The sequence below is a fragment of the Amycolatopsis jejuensis genome, assembly GCF_000717335.1.
GTDB lineage: Bacteria > Actinomycetota > Actinomycetes > Mycobacteriales > Pseudonocardiaceae > Amycolatopsis > Amycolatopsis jejuensis.
In genome coordinates this window covers 19,999-38,748 of the sequence record NZ_JNYZ01000036.1, presented here as the reverse complement: position 1 = coordinate 38,748, position 18,750 = coordinate 19,999, and the positions used below count along the sequence as shown (strand labels likewise).

Annotated in this window: 17 protein-coding genes; 5 read left to right on the top strand and 12 right to left on the bottom strand. The window is 68.9% G+C overall.

Annotated elements, in window-relative coordinates; translation table 11 throughout:
• The first annotated feature begins 15 nt into the window (after window positions 1–15).
• The 4 genes from OO71_RS37445 to iolC are packed head-to-tail and all read left to right on the top strand — an operon-like array spanning window position 16 to window position 3,735.
• A complete protein-coding gene (locus OO71_RS37445; protein WP_033294772.1) occupies window positions 16–1,008 on the top strand; it encodes a sugar ABC transporter substrate-binding protein in 993 nt (330 codons plus the stop codon).
• A complete protein-coding gene (locus OO71_RS37440) occupies window positions 1,005–2,033 on the top strand; it encodes an ABC transporter permease (RefSeq protein WP_033294771.1) in 1,029 nt (342 codons plus the stop codon). Before OO71_RS37445 ends, OO71_RS37440 begins: the two co-directional genes overlap by 4 nt.
• Complete coding sequence (locus OO71_RS37435) at window positions 2,030–2,803, top strand: ATP-binding cassette domain-containing protein (protein ID WP_033294770.1); 774 nt, start codon at window positions 2,030–2,032, stop codon at window positions 2,801–2,803. The genes OO71_RS37440 and OO71_RS37435 overlap by 4 nt, the downstream gene beginning before the upstream one ends.
• Window positions 2,800–3,735 carry a 5-dehydro-2-deoxygluconokinase gene (iolC, locus tag OO71_RS37430; RefSeq protein ID WP_033294769.1) on the top strand — a complete coding sequence of 312 codons (936 nt, stop codon included), beginning with the start codon at window positions 2,800–2,802 and terminating at the stop codon, window positions 3,733–3,735. The genes OO71_RS37435 and iolC overlap by 4 nt, the downstream gene beginning before the upstream one ends.
• Here the strand turns inward: iolC and OO71_RS50600 are convergent.
• Both OO71_RS50600 and OO71_RS37420 read right to left on the bottom strand, forming a co-directional pair.
• The gene (locus OO71_RS50600) at window positions 3,724–4,134 is read right to left on the bottom strand and encodes an SAM-dependent methyltransferase (protein WP_033294768.1); all 411 of its coding nucleotides are present in this window, start codon (window positions 4,132–4,134) and stop codon (window positions 3,724–3,726) included. The two genes, iolC and OO71_RS50600, sit on opposite strands and share 12 nt — an antisense overlap.
• Window positions 4,135–4,138: 4 nt before the next feature.
• Window positions 4,139–5,596, bottom strand: a complete 1,458-nt coding sequence (locus OO71_RS37420; RefSeq protein WP_033294767.1) for an amidohydrolase family protein — start codon at window positions 5,594–5,596, stop codon at window positions 4,139–4,141.
• A 131-nt stretch (window positions 5,597–5,727) separates the two neighbouring features.
• Here OO71_RS37420 and OO71_RS37415 point away from each other — a divergent pair, with 131 nt between their 5' ends.
• Window positions 5,728–6,594, top strand: a complete 867-nt coding sequence (locus OO71_RS37415; protein ID WP_033294766.1) for a LysR family transcriptional regulator — start codon at window positions 5,728–5,730, stop codon at window positions 6,592–6,594.
• Here the strand turns inward: OO71_RS37415 and OO71_RS37410 are convergent.
• The 10 genes from OO71_RS37410 to OO71_RS37365 all read right to left on the bottom strand — a co-directional run bounded on the left by OO71_RS37410 (window position 6,575) and on the right by OO71_RS37365 (window position 18,567).
• Window positions 6,575–7,402 carry an alpha/beta fold hydrolase gene (locus OO71_RS37410; protein WP_033294765.1) on the bottom strand — a complete coding sequence of 276 codons (828 nt, stop codon included), beginning with the start codon at window positions 7,400–7,402 and terminating at the stop codon, window positions 6,575–6,577. The genes OO71_RS37415 and OO71_RS37410 overlap by 20 nt on opposite strands.
• 67 nt (window positions 7,403–7,469) lie before the next feature.
• On the bottom strand, window positions 7,470–8,414 hold the full coding sequence (locus OO71_RS37405) for a TolB-like translocation protein (protein WP_033294764.1): 945 nt from the start codon (window positions 8,412–8,414) through the stop codon (window positions 7,470–7,472).
• Complete coding sequence (locus OO71_RS37400; RefSeq protein WP_033294763.1) at window positions 8,411–9,643, bottom strand: MFS transporter; 1,233 nt, start codon at window positions 9,641–9,643, stop codon at window positions 8,411–8,413. The genes OO71_RS37405 and OO71_RS37400 overlap by 4 nt, the downstream gene beginning before the upstream one ends.
• Window positions 9,644–9,653: 10 nt before the next feature.
• Window positions 9,654–11,258 (bottom strand): discoidin domain-containing protein, encoded by a 1,605-nt coding sequence (locus OO71_RS37395; RefSeq protein ID WP_245633905.1) that lies wholly within the window; start codon window positions 11,256–11,258, stop codon window positions 9,654–9,656.
• A gap of 195 nt (window positions 11,259–11,453) precedes the next feature.
• A complete protein-coding gene (locus tag OO71_RS37390) occupies window positions 11,454–12,509 on the bottom strand; it encodes an NAD(P)-binding domain-containing protein (protein ID WP_033294762.1) in 1,056 nt (351 codons plus the stop codon).
• Window positions 12,510–12,553: 44 nt separating this feature from the next.
• Window positions 12,554–13,762, bottom strand: a complete 1,209-nt coding sequence (locus tag OO71_RS37385) for a GGDEF domain-containing protein (RefSeq protein WP_033294761.1) — start codon at window positions 13,760–13,762, stop codon at window positions 12,554–12,556.
• A 214-nt stretch (window positions 13,763–13,976) separates the two neighbouring features.
• The gene (locus OO71_RS37380; RefSeq protein WP_033294760.1) at window positions 13,977–14,669 is read right to left on the bottom strand and encodes an SRPBCC family protein; all 693 of its coding nucleotides are present in this window, start codon (window positions 14,667–14,669) and stop codon (window positions 13,977–13,979) included.
• Window positions 14,670–14,801: 132 nt separating this feature from the next.
• A complete protein-coding gene (locus OO71_RS37375) occupies window positions 14,802–15,656 on the bottom strand; it encodes an FAD binding domain-containing protein (RefSeq protein WP_033294759.1) in 855 nt (284 codons plus the stop codon).
• A complete protein-coding gene (locus tag OO71_RS37370; protein ID WP_033294758.1) occupies window positions 15,653–18,043 on the bottom strand; it encodes a xanthine dehydrogenase family protein molybdopterin-binding subunit in 2,391 nt (796 codons plus the stop codon). The genes OO71_RS37375 and OO71_RS37370 overlap by 4 nt, the downstream gene beginning before the upstream one ends.
• The gene (locus tag OO71_RS37365; protein ID WP_033294757.1) at window positions 18,043–18,567 is read right to left on the bottom strand and encodes a (2Fe-2S)-binding protein; all 525 of its coding nucleotides are present in this window, start codon (window positions 18,565–18,567) and stop codon (window positions 18,043–18,045) included. The genes OO71_RS37370 and OO71_RS37365 overlap by 1 nt, the downstream gene beginning before the upstream one ends.
• Window positions 18,568–18,750: the final 183 nt, after the last annotated feature.

The following is an 18,750-nucleotide window of genomic DNA, read 5'->3' as shown; positions in this document are numbered from 1 at the left end:
CGAGGAGAGACAACGATGTCCCATCGCTGGAAACGCACCGGGCGCGCGGCGGCGGGCCTGCTCGCGGCAGGTCTGCTGCTCGCCGCGTGCACCGGCCCGGCCGCCGAGCCGAAGGCGACCGCACCCGCAGCCGCGCCGGAGCCGACCGGACCGCTCAAGGTCTCGGTGATCACCCACGGCACCGCGGGCGACGCGTTCTGGAACGTGGTGAAAAACGGCGCCGAGCAGGCCGGGAAAGAGCTCGGGGTGCAGGTCGAGTACACCTCCGACGGCGACCCGGGTGCGCAGGCGAAGCTGATCGACAACGCGGTCGCGCAGCAGACCGGCGGGCTGGTGGTGTCGATGGCGAACCCGGAGGCGCTGCGCCCGTCGATCGAGGCCGCGGTGCGGGCCGGGATTCCGGTCATCACCATCAACTCCGGCGAGGACAAGAGCGCGGCGTACGGCGCGCTGACGCACGTCGGGCAGAACGAGTCGATTGCCGGGCAGGAAGCCGGGAAGAAGTTCAAGGACCTCGGCAAACACCGGCTGTTGTGCGTGATCCACGAGGCCGGGAACGTCGGGCAGGCACAGCGATGTGACGGTGCGAAGGCCGGATTCGCGGGCACCGTCCAGACCCTGCAGGTGGACATCTCCAATCCCACCGATGCCGAGTCCCGAATCCGCGGCGCCGTGCAGACCGACCCGTCGATCGACGCCGTGCTCACGCTGAACTCGCAGGTCGCGGCGCGGGCGGTGAGCGCGGTGAAGTCGGTCGGGTCGAAGGCGCAGGTCGCCACCTTCGACCTCAACTCCGACGTCGTCGCCGCGATCAAGGCGGGCGACGTGCTCTTCGCGGTCGACCAGCAGCAGTACGAGCAGGGTTACCTCCCGGTGCTGTTCCTCAAGCTGTACCGGGACAACGCGAACGTCGTCGGCGGCGGGAAACCGGTGCTCACCGGGCCGGACCTCGTCGACAAATCCACAGTGGACAAGGTCGGCAAGTACGTGCAAAGGGGCACCCGATGACGACCCTCGACGAACGGCTCGTGAAGCCGCGGCTGCTCGACCGGCTCGTGGTGCGGCCGGAGATCGGCGCGCTGCTCGGCGCGGTGGTGGTGTTCCTGTTCTTCACCCTGGTCACGGACAAGTTCTTCAGTGCCAGCGGCGCCGCGACCTGGCTCGACGACGCGGCGACTCTCGGCATCATGGCGGTGGCCGTGTCGCTGCTCATGGTCGGCGGCGAGTTCGACCTGTCGGCAGGCGTGATGACCGCGTCGACCTCGCTGGTCACCGCAATCCTCGCCACCCAAGCGGGCTGGAACGTCTGGCTTGCGCTGCTGGTGTCGTTGATCTTCGCGCTCACCGTGGGTGCGTTCAACGGCTGGCTGGTGATGAAGACCGGGTTACCGAGTTTCATCGTCACTCTCGGCACTTTCCTTGCCCTGCAAGGGCTCAACCTCGGCGTGACCCGCTTGGTGACCGGCACCGTGCAGGTGTCCGGCATGCGCTCCACCGACGGGTACGCCTCCGCCGGGTTCGTCTTCGCGTCCACAGTGGACATCGGCGGGACGCCGTTCCAGATCTCCATCTTGTGGTGGCTCGGCGCGGCGGCACTGGCCGCGTGGCTGCTGGTCCGGACCCGCTTCGGCAACTGGATCTTCGCCGTCGGCGGTTCGGCACCGAGCTCGCGCGCGGTCGGGGTTCCGGTGGTCCGCACGAAAATCCTGCTGTTCATGGGTACCGCGCTGGCGGGCTGGCTGGTGGGTTCGATCAACATTCTGCGCTTCGCGAGCGTGCAGGCGAACCAGGGCATCGGGCTGGAATTCCAGTACATCATCGCCGCAGTGATCGGCGGCTGCCTGCTCACCGGCGGGTTCGGCTCGGCGGTGGGCGCGGCGATCGGCGCGCTGATTTTCGGCATGGCGCGCCAGGGCATCGTGTTCGCGGGCTGGGACAGCGACTGGTTCATGCTGTTCCTCGGCATCATGCTGCTGGCTGCGGTGCTGGTCAACAACGCCTTCCGGCGGCGCGCGGAAAGGGTCCGGCGATGAACGCTCTCCTCGAGGTCAAGGACGTCGGCAAGCGTTACGGCAGTGTGGTGGCCTTGCGGGACGTGTCCACAGTGGTCAATGCGGGCGAGGTCACCTGCGTGCTGGGCGACAATGGCGCTGGGAAGTCGACGTTGATCAAGATCCTCGCCGGAGTGCACCAGCATGACCAGGGCGAGTTCCTGGTCGAGGGTGCGCCGGTGCGGTTCGGCTCGCCGCGGGAGGCGCTGGACCGCGGAATCGCCACGGTGTACCAGGATCTCGCCGTGGTGCCGCTGATGAGCGTGTGGCGCAACTTCTTCCTCGGCTCCGAACCGACCGTCGGCTTCGGTCCATTCCAGGCGCTCGACCGGCGCAAAGGCCGTGAGCTGACCAAAAAGGCGCTCGCTGACATGGGCATCGACCTCCGGGACGTCGAACAGCCGGTGGGCACGCTGTCCGGCGGTGAACGGCAATGTGTGGCGATCGCGCGGGCAGTCCACTTCGGCGCGAAGGTGCTGATCCTCGACGAACCGACCGCGGCTCTCGGAGTCAAGCAGGCCGGGGTGGTGTTGAAATACGTGGCACAGGCGCGCGATCGGGGGCTCGGCGTCGTGCTGATCACGCACAACCCGCACCACGCGTACCCGGTCGCCGATCGGTTCCTGCTGCTCAAACGCGGGGCGGCGCTCGGGTCGTACGAGAAGTCGGAGATCGGCCTGCCAGAGCTCACCCGGCAGATGGCCGGCGGCGCCGAACTTGAGGCGCTGGAACACGAACTGAGGCAGACATGACCGCGCTGGAAGCCTTGACCGTCGGCCGCGTCGGGGTGGACCTCTACCCGCAGCAAAGCGGCGTACCACTCGCCGAAGTCACCACGTTCGCCAAATCGCTGGGCGGCACCGCGACCAACGTCGCGGTCGCCGCCGCCCGGCTCGGCCGCCGGACCGCCGTGCTGACCAAGGTCGGCGCCGACGGTTTCGGCACCTACGTCCGGCAGGCGCTCACCGGTTTCGGCGTCACGGCAGACCACGTCGGCACCGCCGACGACCTGCACACACCGGTCGTCTTCTGCGAGCTCAACCCGCCCGCTGACCCGCCGTTGCTCTTCTACCGCTCCCCCATCGCGCCCGACCTCACGCTCACCGAGGCCGACGTGCCATGGGACGTCGTACGCGAGGTCCCGCTGTTGTGGGTCACTGGCACTGGTGTGTCGGTCGAACCCGCGCGGACCACGCAACGGAAGATCCTCGAAGCGCGCGGCCGTCGCGCGCACACCGTCGCCGACCTGGACCATCGCCCGATGTTCTGGCCGGACGTCGAGACCGCGCGCGCCGAAATCGGGTGGATGCTCGACCACGTGACGGCTGCGGTCGGCAACCGGGCGGAGGCCGAGGTCGCGGTCGGTACCGCCGATCCGGACGAGGCCGCGGACCGGATGCTGGCCCGCGGTCTGCGCCTGGCAATGATCAAGAAAGGCGCGGAAGGCGTTCTCGTCGCTACGCCCGAAGGCCGCTGGACAGTGCCGCCGCAACCCGTCGACGTGGTGTGCGGCCTCGGCGCGGGCGACGGATTCGGCGGGGCTTTGGTGCACGGCCTGCTGTCCGGATGGGAGCCCGTACGCATCGCGCAGTACGCCAATGCGGCGGGCGCGCTGGTGGCGTCGAGGCTCGCGTGCGCGGACGCGATGCCGACGGTGCCGGAAATCGAAGCGCTACTCGGGTAGCCCGTCGACGAAAAACCGTCCACCCTCGACAAGCGCCTGCCGAACCCGGTCCCGCGCCCGGACCCCGGCCTCGGGATACCGTCCGTCGAACGCTCCGACCCGTACCGCAAACGCCAGGTCGAACAGCGGTTCTCCCTGGCGCAGCGCGAACTCCTCGGCCGCCGTGTGCCGCACGCTGAGCAGCCCCGCTTCGATCTCGGCGGCCGCGTTGCGTTCGATGAGCGAGATTCCCTTGGCAGACCTGTCGATCACCAGGATGTGCCCACCGGGCGCGATCCGCTCGCACACCACTTTCGCCGCCGCACCCGGCGCACCACCGATTTCCAGCACGCGCATCCCCGGGCGCAGCGGCAACGCGTCGACGATCGCGGCCAGCCGGGGCGAACATCGCGGGGTCATGGCATCAGGATGGCAGACCTCGGTTCTTTCCGGCCTGTACCGCCTGCTCGTGGAATTCCCGTGCCGTGGTCTCGATTCCGGCCCATGCGTTCGGCGGCGTACCCGGCAGAGCCCGTCCCGCAGCGCGGACGCGGCCGAGGATGCGGTCCGAGGCAGCGTCGGCGGCGGAGGTGAGAGCAGGCAGGTCCACCGAGGTCAGCACGCCGTCGCGCTTCCGGACCTGGCCGTCGATCAGCACCGTGCGGACGTCGGCCGCCGTGGTTTGGTAGACGAGCGTCGCGTACGGGTCGACCCGCGGGTGCTGTTCGAGCGCCGGACCGCCGATGAGCAGCAGGTCAGCGCGCTTGCCCGGGGTCAGCGAACCGATCCGGTCGCCGAGCCCGAGCGCGTCGGCGGCGTTGACGGTGCACCAGTCGAACGCTTCGCGCGCGGTGATCTGGACGGAGTCGGGCATCGCGCCGCCGAGGTTGATCGGCACCAGCCGGTCGGCGCGGGCGCAGCCGAGCCCGAACCGCAGTTCGTGCCACAGATCGCCGCTGTTGAGCGAAACGACGTCGGCCGACAGCGTCGGCTTGATCCCGTGCCGCGCGCAGCGGTCGAAAACCGGACGGCCGAATCCCATGTTGAGCTCGGTTTCGACGGAGATCGACACCTTGCCGCCGCTGCGCGCGATCGCGTCCCATTCGCTGTCGTCAAAGGCGTTGCAGTGCACGTGGACCATGTCCGGGCCGAGGAGGCCGAGCGTGTCCATCTCGGTGATCCCGGCGCAGAGCACGCTGCCGAAAATGCAGCCGGCGTGGTTGACCAGCAACGCCTCGCGCTCGCGGGCGGCAGCGAGCTCGGCCGCCGTGTCCGCCCAGGGCAGGCCGAACAGCTCCGACAGCGACACCCCGAGGGTGAGCAGGCCGTCGGCGGCGAAGTACTTGTCGGCGATCCGGTGGAAGTCCGCGACCCGGTCCGCGTGGCCGCCGAACTTGCTCTGCCCGGGTGAGCTTTCGAAGAACCCGTAACAGAACGCGGCGCGGATTCCGGCTTCCTGCAACCCGTTCACCGCGCCGTCGGAATGGTCGGGAGTGTTGTTGCAGTGGGAGAAATCGAGCAGCGTGGTCACCCCGGCACTGAGCGCGTCGACGGCGCCGTAGAGGTTGCCGAGGCGCACGTCGTCGGCCGTGTAGTTCGGGGAGATGCCGAGGCGGATGCCGTAGTAGTAGTCGGCGAGCGTCCAGTCGCCGCAGATGCCGCGGACGAGCGACTGCCAGGTGTGCCGGTGCGTGTCGATCATCCCGGGCACCACGAGGTGCCCGGTGGCGTCGATGACCTCGGCGTCGGTCACCGGCAGCGACGGGGCGACCGCGGTGATCTCCCCGTCCTCGATCAGCACGTCCCCGGCAGGAAAGTCCCCGAGTGCGGGATCCATGGTGAGCACGTGCCCATTCCGGACCACGGTGCGATGTGCGCTCATGTCTGACCTCCGAAGCGTCGTTGCCACGCCCAGCATCACCCGCGCTCCGGCCGCCATCATCAGCCGAAACGGTTGCGATCTCCGGGTCCCGCGTGGGTATCATCGCCGCGCGCGGAAAGAGGTGGTGGGACATGGACGTCCGGTCCTTGCGCTACGCCCTCACGCTGGCCGACGAGCTGCATTTCGGCCGCGCGGCGCAGGCCCACTACATCGCGGCCCAGCCGTTCGGCCGCCGGATCGCCGAGCTGGAACACCAGCTGGGTACGCGATTGTTCGAGCGCACCAGCCGCCGCGTGCGGCTCACCGACGCGGGTGAACGGTTCCTGCCGCGCGCCCGTCGCGTACTGGCCGAACTGGACGCGCTCATGTCAGCCGCCGAGGGCGACCCGGCCGGACCGGTGCTGCGGGTCGGGGTGCTCGGCTTCGGGCTCGCCGACCGCTGGCCCGCCACCCGATCGCTGCTCGCCGCCAGCCGCCCCGGCCTCCGGGTCGCATACATCGAACTGGACTGGCCGAACCAGTACGACGCAGTCCGCACTGGCGAGGTGGACGTCGCAATCGTGCACGACGTCGGCGGCGCGGAAGACCTCGACATCGAGCCGGTGATGGACACCGGACGCTACGCCGTCGTGCCTGCCGAATCGGAGTTCGCCGACGCGGCCGAACTCACCGAGGCCGATGTGTCCGGCCACCCGCGGATCGGGCTTGTCGGACAGCCCGGGCTGGCGGAGTGGAACGGCCGGGGCGAGGTGGCCAACCCGATCAGCGTGCGCTCCCCCGCCGGGGTGCCGATTGCCGTGGCGACCACCGGCTGTATCGGCCTCCACGGCGAACCCGCGATGCGATTCTTCGCCCACCCCGGGGTCTGCTACCGGCCATTGACCGGGCCGCACGCCACCGTCGCCATCGCTACCCGGCGCCGGGAAACCCGGGATACCATCGCCGCCTTTCGGACTGCAGCCCGCGCGAGCACGGCGCTCACGGAACTCGAGGTCTAAGCGACAGCTTCTCCAGGAACGGCCGCAACACCGGGAGCACCGCCTTGGCCTGCATGGCACTCATGTGGTCCAGCCCGTCCAGCACCTCGACCGTCCAGCCGCGGGCTTCCAGCGTGGCGCGTTCCCGGATCAGCGGACCCGCGATGTCGACCGTGACGCCACCCCAGCGTTCGCCGTATTCGATCCGGTCTTCCGAACCGGCGAAAGCCAGCCGTGGACAGGACAGTTCCACCGATCGGTCGTCGAATTCCTGCAATGCCTCGTACAACGTCACGAACTGTTTCGTCTGGGCGGTCGAGAGGGTGACCTGAACCGAGTCCCAATCCCCCGGCATGACGTCAGTTTTCGGCGGTGTGCCGGACATTTCGTGCGTCGCCCGGGTGACCGCCAGCATTTGCTCGTACGGCCCGTCCACCGGCGGGTATCCCCCCATCACCAGCGCGTCGAGCCGGTCGGTGCGCAAGGCCAGCTGGAGACCGGAAAGCGCCAGCCAGGAATAACCGTAGTAGGAGAACCGCGGTGCATCGACACCGTCGGCAATGGCCAGGAAATCTTCGGTGATCACTTCCGGGGTCAATTCCGCCGGATGCGCCATCCGGTGTCCTTGGTAATCGAACGCGACGACCCGGAATCCGGTGAGCCCGTCGATCAACGACCGGCCGAGCTCGGGATCGGCACCCCATTTCCGGGCAGCGTCGGCTTCCGGCCCCTCGGCCGGGCGTGGGTCCACCGGGAGCAGCAGCACCGGTCCGGCGCCGTTGACCTCGGCCTCGATCCGGGTCCCGTCAGGCAGCGTGACTTCAGGCATCTCATCTCTTTACGTCGTAAAGTATCTCCGGGCCCGAGGATACTTTACGGCGTATCGAGTTGTCGAATCAGCTGGCGACGGCAGGCGACGAGGCGTCCGTGACCAGCTGTTTCGGCGAGCCGGAGCCGTCGGCGGGCACCGCCCACACGGCGTTCTCGACGCCGTACAGAATGGTGTGGTCGTCCTGCCACAATGCCTGGTCGTCGACGCTGCGGGACTCGGCGAGTGGTGTCTCGTGCATCGACTTCAGATCGAGCACCGACAGCCGCCAGACCCCCTCGCTCACCTTCTTCTTGAACGCGATCCGCGTGCCATCCGGCGACAGCGACGGGCATTCCACGTTCTCCCGCAACGCTTTCCCGCGGTAAGTGTCGTAGTCGCCTTCGATCAGGTACGTCTTGCCCTTGCTGCCGAGCGTCGCGTAGAACGTCTTGCCGTCCCGAGCGAAGGTGATGCCCCAATAGTTCACGTCCGGCGCGAAATACCGCTTGCCGTCCACGAGCACCGGCAGTTCCTCGATCGTCTTCGCCAGCTCGCCGTTGTCGAGGTCGTAAATCCCGGCGCGGGTGGAAAACCCGGTCGCAGCATAGGAATCGCCGGTGACGAATACCGTCCAGTACACGCGTTTCCCGTCCGGCGCGACACGGGCCCGGCTCGGCGTACCCGGCAGGTATTCCTCGTGCACTTTCGCCAGGTTCCGGTCGAGGACGGTAAGATCGCTGACTGGCGGCAGCGTCCCGGCACGCACCGCGAGGCACATCGCGGTCGGCCCGGAGACGGCGAACCGGTCACATTTCAGATCGCTGAACTTCGGTTTGGCACCAGGGTTCGCGAGCGGGACCGCGCCGACGTGCCCGGTTGTGGTGCTGCGGAAGAACAACTGGCCGGGTGCGAGCGAAAGGTGCTCGGTGGCAGCAGGTGCGGCCGGGCTGGGCCGCGCGGCAACGGTGTAGACGACCGCGGCGGCAGCGAGCACCACGGTCCCGGCAATGGCGAGGAAGATTTTCTTCACGGCCGCACCGGCCTTGCGAAAGCGGCACCCAGCGCTACGACGGCGAGAGCTCCGGCCGCCACCAGAACTGCGGGCTGCAGGTCCCACACGGTCCAGGCGAGTCCGAAAAGGACAGACGAAAGCATCCGTGCCGCCGCCTGTCCGGTTTGGACAACGGCAAGTCCCGTCGCACGCAGATCTTCCGGTACGAGGGGTCCCGCCGCGGCCATGAGAACCCCGTCGGTGGCGGCGTAGAACACGCCGTGCAGTCCGAGCGCGAGCGCCGCGAGCCAGAAGCCGGAAACCGGACCGGTAAGCGCAACCAGTGCGCCGGTCAGCGCAACGTGCCCGCCGAGAAACACCGGCCAGCGACCGATCCGGTCGGCCAGCTTCCCCAGTGGAACGGCCAGCAGCAGGTACCCCCCGGCGGTCCCGAGCGGCAGGAGCGGGAAGAACGTCGCCGCGACGTCCCACCGCCGCTGCAGCACCAGGTACACGAAGGAATCGCCGACCGTGACCAGCCCGAGCAGCGCCGCCCACACCACCACACGCCGGAACCCGCGCTCACGCAGCAAAGCGAACGCAGCCCGTACGGACACGGTGGCTTTGTCGAGCGAACCCGGCCGATCGCGGACGAACAACACCAACAGCAGCACCGCAATCGCGGCAATACAGAAGCTTGCGAAGAACACTGACGGATAGCTGCCGAGGCTCACCGCCAGCACGCCCATCGCGACCAGCGGGCCGAGGAACGCGCCGACGGTGTCCATCGCGCGATGCACACCGAACGACCGGCCGAGCGTGTCCGGCGCACTGCTGAGCGAGATCAACGCGTCGCGCGGGGCCGTGCGCAGCCCCTTGCCGGTGCGGTCGGCGGCGAGCACCACCCCGATCGCCGCGACCGACGACCCCGCCGCGATGAGCCCGAGTTTGCACACCGCGGACAAGCCGTAGCCGGCCCCGGCCACCGCCTTGAGCCGCCGCCACCGGTCGGCCAGATGCCCGCCGAGCACGCGGACGACCGCGGTCGCCCCCGCGTAAAGCCCGTCGAGCAGGCCGAACTGCAGCGGGTTCAGCCCGAGGCCGAGCACCAGGTACAGCGGGAGCACGGCGGTCACCATCTCCGACGAGATGTCGGTGACCAGGCTGACCGCGCCGAGTGCGACGACGTTCGCCGACACCCGGCGCAGCGCCGGCTTTCGCTGAGTGCCCGCCGCGAGGTCCGTGCTCCGGCTTGCCGCGATGTACATCCCCGGTCCCCTACTGGTGACAGGTGTAGGTCGGGCTGCTGTCGAGGACCTTGCCGTCGAGGCCGATCAGCTGCGATTCGAAGGTCGTGTCGGTCATAGTCAGCTTGAGCACGCCGAAGGTGTCCTTGAGCAGCTTCGCGGTGGTCGGGTGCGCGGAGTGGATCGGGTACGGGTTCGCGCCGCCGATGCCCGCGAGGATCTCGACCGGGCCGTTCGGATCGGCTTTACCACTCGCGTTCTGCGGGTTGAACCGCTCGTAATGGTGGTCGTGACCGTTCAGGACGAGGTCGACCTTGTTCTGCGCGAGGACGTCCCACAGCTGCTTGGAACCACGCTGGTCACCGTGGTCGCCGGAGCTCCACCGCGGATGGTGGTAGGACGTCGCGACGCAGCCCTTGGTGTTCTTCGCGAGATCCTGCTTGAGCCAGTTCATCTGGTCGGTGTCGTGCAGTTCGCCGCCCTCCTCGTCGACGAACCCGTTGGAGTCGAGCGCGATGAAGTGCCAGTTGCCCATTTCCCAGCTGTAGTACCGTTTCCCGTCCGGCTTGGCGATCTTGCCGAAATAGTCCTCGTACCCCTTGAACGGCGTGCCGTCGTACGATTCGTGGTTACCCGGGATGGGGTGCGTGATGCTCTTGAACTTGCCCCAGGTCTTGTCGTAGTACTTGGTGAAGTCCGAAAGGTGCGCGTCGTCGTACTGGTTGTCGCCGATGGTCAGCACGGCGGCGGGGTTCATCTGCTCCACGAGCTTCGCGGTCTTCGGGTGGATACAGCTGGAGTCGCTCGCGGTGCACTGCTCGGCGATGTCACCGGCCGCGGCGAGGACGAAGCTGGTACCCGCGTTGCCAGGCTTCGTGTGCACCTTCACCGGCCCACTCACCGGTGACGTGTTCCCGGCGGCATCGCGGGCGCGCACGGTGTAGGTGTAGTCAGTGTCGGGCTTCAGGCCGCTGTCGGTGTACGACGTCGTCGCGCTGGTGGCCACGACGTTGCCGTCACGCAACACGTCGTACCCGCTCACGCTGACGTTGTCGGTCGCCGCGGCCCAGCTCAGCGCAACACTGCTCGCGCTGGGATCGGCGGTGAGGTTCGACGGCGCGGTGGGCGCCTGGGTGTCACCGGACGAGTCCGGGGTCCCGAAGGCCTGGATTTCCCACAGCGAGTAGCCGTACTTCGTCGCGCGTTCCGTGCCGACGAAGCGCAGGAACCGGCCGTGCGCGGACAACCCGGGTAGGTCGTCGGTCTTGCCGTCGCCGTCAGTGATCGTCGCGATCGAGCGGAAGTTCGTGCCGTCGTCGGAGATCTCGATGCGGTACTTCTTGGCGTACGCGGCTTCCCAGTTGAGCTTCACCTGGTGGACCGTCGCGGGCTGGCCGAGGTCGATGCGCAACCACTGGGCGTCCGAGCTGACGGCGCTGGCCCAGCGGGTCTTGACGTCCCCGTCGACGGCATTGTCACCGCTCAGCGTGGAGGCTTCCAGGGTCGACGTGGTGACGGGTTTGCCTTGGGAGAGCAGCACATCGGCGGCTGCCTGCTGAGGTGCTGCCGACACCGCAGCAGGCAGCAGCACCACCGCCGCCACGGGCAGCACGACAAGACTTCGAAGACGGGACACGGGAGCACTCCTCGGGGGCCGAACGGACAGGACGGCGGCGGGCACTGCGGCGTCTCGTTGCGTTAAGAAAGTTTCCTAACTAAAACGGCAGAGTAGCGGCCGGGCCTTCCCGCGACAAGCCCGGAAAGTCCGTGAAACGATCAAGAAGCCATGGTGGAGAACCGGTCCGACGGGGCAGCTGGCGAACGTGCACCTTCACCGGCCCAGCAGCCGCGCCACCTCATGCACTGCAGCCCGCCCGGCGCGGTTCGCCCCCACCGTGCTCGCCGACGGCCCGTACCCCACCAGATGCAGCCGCGGTTCAGCCACCACGCGGGTTCCGTCCATGCGGATCCCGCCGCCCGTCGTACGCAGGTGCAGCGGGGCCAGGTGGTCGATCGACGCGCGAAAACCCGTCGCCCACAGGATGATGTCGGCCGGTTCGAAAGTCCCGTCCGCCCATTCGACGCCGTCCGGAACCAAGCGCGCGAACATCGGCCGCCGATCGAGGTAACCAGCCGCGCGACCGGCCAGTACCTCGGAGGTCACCGCCAGGTCGGTCACACTCACCACGCTCTCCGGCGCCAGCCCGGCCCGCACCCGCCGGTCGACCTTCGCGACCGCCTGCCGTCCCCAGTCCTCGCTGAACGGCACTTCCCGCCACACCGGCGGACGCCGCGTGACCCACGTCGTCGAGCGAGCGACCGGGCCGATCTCCATCAGCAGCTGCACCGCCGAGGTTCCCCCGCCCACGACGACCACCCGCTGGTTGCGGAACTCCTCGGCGCCGCGGTAGTCCGCCGTGTGCAGCTGCCGTCCGCCGAACGTGCCCGGGTACCGCGGCCAGAACGGCCGGTCCCACGTCCCCGTCGCGCTGATCACCGCACGCGCCGCCCACGTCTCCGCAGGCGATTCGACGAGCAGCCGGTCCCCCGCCCGGCGCACCGCGATGACGTCCACCGGACGGTGCACCGGCAGGTCGAACGTCTTCTCGAACCGCCCGAAGTACTCAGACACGACCTCGCTCGCCGGGCGCGTGACGTCCGGGGTCCCGAGCGCCATCCCCGGCAGGTCGTGAATCCCGTGGACCTTGCCAAGCACCAGCGACGGCCACCGGTACTGCCACGCCCCGCCCGCGCGCTTGCCGTGATCGAGCACGACGAACCCGCGTTCGTTCGCGAACCCGGCGCGGCGCAGGTGATACGCCGCCGACAGGCCCGCCTGCCCTGCCCCGATCACCACGACGTCGGTCTCGTGATCCGCAGCACTCATACAACGTTCAACAACTGCCCGCGCCCGGTATTTCGGGCGTTCGATCACACCGCGACGCGGTTGCGGCCGGCGTCCTTGGCCCGGTACAACGCGGCGTCGGCGGACCGCAGCACCTCGTCGAGCGTGGTACCCGCACCGGGGTAACACGCGACCCCGACGGACACCGAGAGCCCGCTGATCCGCACCGGACCGCCCACCGCGACAGTCAGGTCCCCCACCGCGACGCGGATCCGTTCGGCGATGCCGAGCACGTCGGTACCGCCGGTGGCGGGCAGCAGGACCACGAATTCCTCGCCGCCGAACCGGCCCACGGTGTCGCTTTGCCGTACCGAACCCTCGATGGTGACGGCAACCGCGGCGAGGACCTCGTCGCCGGTGAGATGCCCGTACGTGTCGTTGATGCGCTTGAAATGGTCGAGATCGATCATCAGCACGGCGAACCCGCTGCCGGTTCCCCGCCGACTTACCCGCGTGAACTCCCGGGTCGCGAGGTCGTGCCACCCGGCCGTGTTGAGCAACCCGGTCTTCTCGTCGGTCATCGCGGCCACCTGCAGTTGCTGCTTCAGCAGGAGATAGCGGTGCAGCAACAGCAACGGCGGCAGCACGAACACGACCAGCACCGGCTGTCCCACGAACGCCAGCGCGGCGAGGCCGCCGAGACACAGCGTCGCGAGTTCGAACGCGTTGTCCTCCCAGGTGCCGACGAGGTCCGCAGGCGAGCGGCTGTTCGTGTACAGGAAGATGCCGGTCGCCACGAGCACGACGTTCACCAACTCGAACACCGCTGCGGCCAGCACGAGCGCGCCGACGCCGTACGCAGTGTCGAGCCGCGCGGGACCGCCGATCGTCAGCACCGCCGAAGCCGCGAAGCACGACAGCATCGCCCACGCCGTGCTCGCCGCGAAGCGGTGCGCGGGCCGCGTACGCACGTTTCGCCACACGCGCAGCCACAGATGCAGGTACAGGACCACTGCGAGCAAGGCGACCCACGCCGGCGGTAACAGGAAGGCTCCGGCGAGGTACCAGACCGAGGTGACGTTGATGTGCGTCTGCCCGCTCATCCACCGCCGCAGGCGTTCGATCCGCCGCGACATCTCGGCCTGCGCGATACCCAGCACCACGAGCGCAGCAAACCACCCGAACTGCACCGGCCCGCCGAATCCGGTCACGAGACCCGCAACCGTGACCGCCGTGGCCAGCACTTCGCAGCCGACGGCGTACCAGATCCACCGCCTCCGCGCGACGGTCCACATCGCCCAGCGGGACGGCCAGCCGCGCCAGACCGTCAGTGCACCCCCGCGGGGAACCGGAGCCTGCATGGTGACGCCCCTACGCGAAAATCAGCCGGAAGTGGCCCAGCGTAGCCGGTCGGTTCCCCGGAAATCACCGGGACGAGCGAAAGCCCGCTCGCGAACTGCCCACGGGACACACCGTGAGCAGCGCGAGCGGGCAACCCAACCGGGACGTTCAGCGCCGCCGCAACGCGCGCAAGATCGCCAGGAAGAGCACGAGCACCACAGCCCCCGCGGCGACCGGGATCAGCCGTTTCGCCACCGACTGACCCGCGTAGTCGAGCAGGTCGATCGCCTCGGTCTCGCCGGTGGAACCACCCGCCGGGACGCTGTGCAGACGCGGCTTCTCCTCCTCCGCCGCGGCAGGCGCTTCGGGCTTCTTCTCCTCCGCCGCCGGTTCGGCGGGTTCCTCCGGCTTGTCGTCGGGGGTCTCCAGCGACTTCGCCAGATTTCCCGCGAAAGTGTCCAGGATCTTGCCGCCGACCTCGGAGATCAGGCCGCGGCCGAACTGCGCCGGACGGCCGGTGATGGCCAGGTCGGTGGCGACCGACCCGTGGGTACCGCCGTCGGTTTCGGTGAGCGTGAGGGTGACCGTCGCGGCCGCGGTGCCCCCGCCGCGCGAGTCCTTTCCGGACGCCTTGATGACGACCTTCCGCGCCGCCTCGTCCTTCTCCAGGAACTCACCGGTTCCCTTGTACAGCAACGAGATCGGGCCCAGCTTGACCTTCACCGTACCCGCGAAGGTGTCTCCTTCCACCTTCGTGAGCGAGGCGCCCGGCATGCACGGGGCGACCCGCTCCGGGTCGATGACGGCCTGCCAGACCTCCCCGATCGGAGCGGGGACGGTGAATTCGTGGTCGAGCCGCACGGGCCGACCTCCTCTCCTGCGCACTTCGTCGAGCCGTTGCGGTCCACCTTACGGCCGCGGCGCGCGATGTGGTCCGTGAAGGGAACCATCAGGGAATCAGATTCCCTCATGGTTCCCTTCACGGAAACTGGATCAGGCGCCTACCGCAGCCGCGACGGCACGGCCGGTGAGCACCCTGGCGAGGTGCTGCCGGTACTCGGCGTCGGAGTTTCCGTCGGCGACCGGGCTGGTGCCCTCGGCCGCGTGCGCGGCGGCCGCCCGGATCGTCTCGGCGGTGGCCTGCGCGCCGAGCAGCGCCTGCTCGACGGCAGTGGCCCGGACGGGCGTCGCACCCATGTTGGTGAGCGCGACCCTGGCCTCCTCGATCACGCCGCCCTCGGTGCGCACGGTGGCCGCGACCGCGCACATCGACCAGGCCTGGGCGACCCGGTTGAACTTCTCGTAGTGCGCCCGCCAGCCGGTGTGCTTGGGCAGCCGCACCTCCACGAGCAGCTCGTCCGGGGCCAGCGCGGTCGTGAAGTAGTCCTGGAAGAAGTCCGCCGCGGACACCGTCCGCCGCCCGTTCGGCCCGGCCAGCACGAGCTCGCCGTCGAGCGCGAGCACCGGAGCCAGGAGGTCCCCGGCCGGGTCGGCGTGCGCGATTGCGCCGCCGAACGTGCCACGATGGCGTACCTGCGGGTCCGCGACGGTGTCGGTGGCCTCCTTCACCAGCGCGGCGTGCTGGGCGACCAGCGGGTCCCGCTGCACCTCGTAGTGCGTGGTCATCGCACCGACCACGAGCGCGTCGCCGTCCTCACGCACGCCACGCAGCTCGGCGACCTTCCCGAGGTCGATCAGCGTCGTCGGCGCGGCGAGCCGCATCCGCAACACCGGCAGCAGGCTCTGCCCACCGGCCAGCACCTTCGCGTCCTCACCAGCCGCTGAGAGAGCCTGTACGGCTTCGTCCACCGTGGACGGAGCGACGTAGTCGAACGGGGCCGGGATCACTGGGCACCTCCGTCGGTCGAAGCGGTACCGGACTGCACAGCCCGCCACACGCGCATCGGGCTGAGCGGCATTTCGATGTCGTTCACCCCGAACTGGCGCACCGCGTCGACCACCGCGTTGACCACGGCAGGCGTGGACGCGATCGTGCCCGCCTCGCCGACGCCTTTGGCGCCCAACGGGTTCGTGGTGGACGGCGTTTCCGTGCGGTCGGTGGTGAACGACGGCAGGTCGGCCGCCGAGGGCAGCAGGTAGTCGGCGAATGTACCGGTGGTGAGGGTGCCGCTCTCGTCGAAGACGGCTTCCTCGAACAGCGCCTGCGCGATGCCCTGCGCGAGCCCGCCGTGCACCTGGCCTTCCACGATCAGCGGGTTGACCACCTTGCCGACGTCGTCCACGCAGACGTACGACCGCAGCGTCACCCGGCCGGTCTCGGTGTCCACCTCGGCCGCGCACAGGTGGGTCCCGTGCGGGAAGGAGAAGTTCTCCGGGTCGAAGGTGGCGTCGGAGTCGAGCGACGGCTCGATCCCGTCGGGCAGGTTGTGCGCGGCGAACACGGCGAGCGCGATGTCCTGGATGGTCGTCGACGAATCCGTGCCCTTGACGGTGAACTTGCCGCCGCTGAACTCGAGGTCGTCCTCGGAGCATTCCAGCAGGTGCGCGGCGACCGGCTTGGCCTTCGCGACCACCTTCTCGGCCGCCTTCACGATCGCGATGCCGCCGACGACCAGCGACCGCGACCCGTAGGTGTCCAGGCCCTTGTGCGAGGACTGGGTGTCCCCGTGCAGCACCTCGACGTCCTCGAACGCCACGCCGAGCTGGTCGGCCACGATCTGGCTCCACGCCGTCTCGTGCCCCTGGCCGTGCGCCGACGCACCCGTGATGACCTCGACCTTGCCGGTGGGCAGCATCCGCAGCGACGCGTACTCCCAGCCACCGGCGCCGTAGTCGAGCGAGCCGAGCACGCGGGACGGCGCGAGACCACACATCTCGGTGAATGTCGAGATGCCGATCCCCAGCTGCACCGGGTCGTTGGCCTCGCGGCGTTCCTTCTGCTCCCGGCGCAGCGCGTCGTAGCCGAAGAGCTCCTTCGCTTTCGCCGTCGCGGCCTCGTAGTTGCCGGAGTCGTAGGTGAGCCCGCAGACGGTGGTGAACGGGAATTCCTCGTGCTTGATCCAGTTCTTCTCGCGCAGCTCCACCGGGTCCATGCCCAGCTCGTCGGCGAGCTCGTCCATGATCCGCTCGATCGCGAACGTCGCCTCGGGCCGTCCGGCGCCGCGGTAGGCGTCGGTGAGCGTGGTCGTGGTGAACACGTTGGTGCACGCGAAGTGGTAAGCCGGGATCTTGTAGATCGCGTTGAACATGAACGCGCCGAGGATCGGCACGCCCGGCCCGACCAGTCCGTTGTACGCGCCGAGGTTGGCCAGCAGCTCCACCTTCAGCCCGGTGACGGTGCCGTCGGCCTTCGCCGAGATCGTGATGTCCTGGATCTGGTCGCGACCGTGGTGCGCGGCGAGCATCGTCTCGGACCGGGACTCGTTCCACTTCACCGGCTTGCCGAGCTTGTTCGCCACGAGCAGTGACATCATTTCCTCGGGCAGCACCCCGATCTTGCCGCCGAAACCACCGCCGACGTCCGGGGCGATCACGCGCAGCTTGTGCTCCGGAATGCCGAGCGTGAGCGCCGACATCACCCGCAGGATGTGCGGTACCTGCGTGGCCGCCCACATGGTGAGCTGCGCGCCGGTGGGGTCGACCACGCACGCGCGCGGCTCCATGAACGCGGGTACCAGGCGCTGCTGGCGGAACCGGCGCTTCAGCACGACCTCCGAGGAGGACAGCGCTTCATCGACGTTGCCGCCGGTGCCCGCCGCGGCCGAGTCGAACACCCAGAACGCGTTCTTGTTGCTGCCGAGCTCCTCGTGCACGAGCGGCGCACCGTCCGCGAGCGCGGCTTCGAGGTCGAGGACCGCGGGCAGCTCGTCGTACTCGACTTCGATGGCTTCGAGCGCGTCGTGCGCCTCGCCGGCCGACCGCGCGACCACGACGGCCACGCCCTCCCCGGCGAAGTTGACCCGCCCCGACGCGAGCACCGGACGCCGCGGCGCAGCCATGTCCGGCGTGACCGGCCAGGCGCACGGCATCCCGATGGCACCCTCGGGGTCCAGGTCAGCAGCGGTGTAGACAGCGACGACCCCGGACGCTTCCTTCGCCGCGGACGTGTCGATCGAGACGATCTTCGCGTGCGCCAGCGGGCTGCGGAGCACAGCGAGGTGCAGCATGCCGGGCAGGGTGATGTTGTCGGTCCAGCGGGTACGACCGGTGATCAGCCGCTCGTCCTCCTTGCGGCGACGGGACTTGCCGACCTCGGGTTCGATCGTGGCGGTCATCATTCACCACCCACGCCGACGTGGTTGGCCTGGTCGATCTTCTCGGCGGCAGGTCCGGCGCCGGGACTCATGTGCTGCGCCGCATCGCGCACGGCCCGCACGATGTTCTGGTACCCGGTGCAGCGGCAGAGGTTGCCCTCGAGCCCCTCGCGGACGGCCTGCTCGTCCGGGTCCGGGTTGTCGGCAAGCAGGTCGATGGACTGCATGATCATGCCCGGCGTGCAGAACCCGCACTGCAGCGCGTGGTTGTCGTGGAACGCCTGCTGGACGGGATGCAGCTGCCCATCACGGGCGAGGCCCTCGATGGTGGTGACCTCGGACCCGTCGGCTTGCACGGCGAGAACGGAACAGGACTTCACGCTGTGCCCGTCGAGGTGGACGGTGCACGCGCCGCAGTTGCTGGTGTCACACCCGACGACGGTGCCCACCTTCCCGACCCGTTCCCGTAAGTAGTGGACGAGCAGGGTGCGCGGCTCGACGTCATCGGTGTACTTCGTGCCGTCGACAGTGACGGTGATGCGCATCAAAGGCCTCCAAGTGCAAATGCCCGCACGGCCTCGGCGGGGCCCGGCGGGCCGGTTCGGGAACGGCCAAGGCACGACGGTGATCGGCCTCACAGGGGAGCGTGCTACTCCTTCCGCGAGTGGACAAGTCCTGATGTCGCACGTCAGGGAGGTACTTCCGTAGTTGCGGTGGTTTTTGTCTTT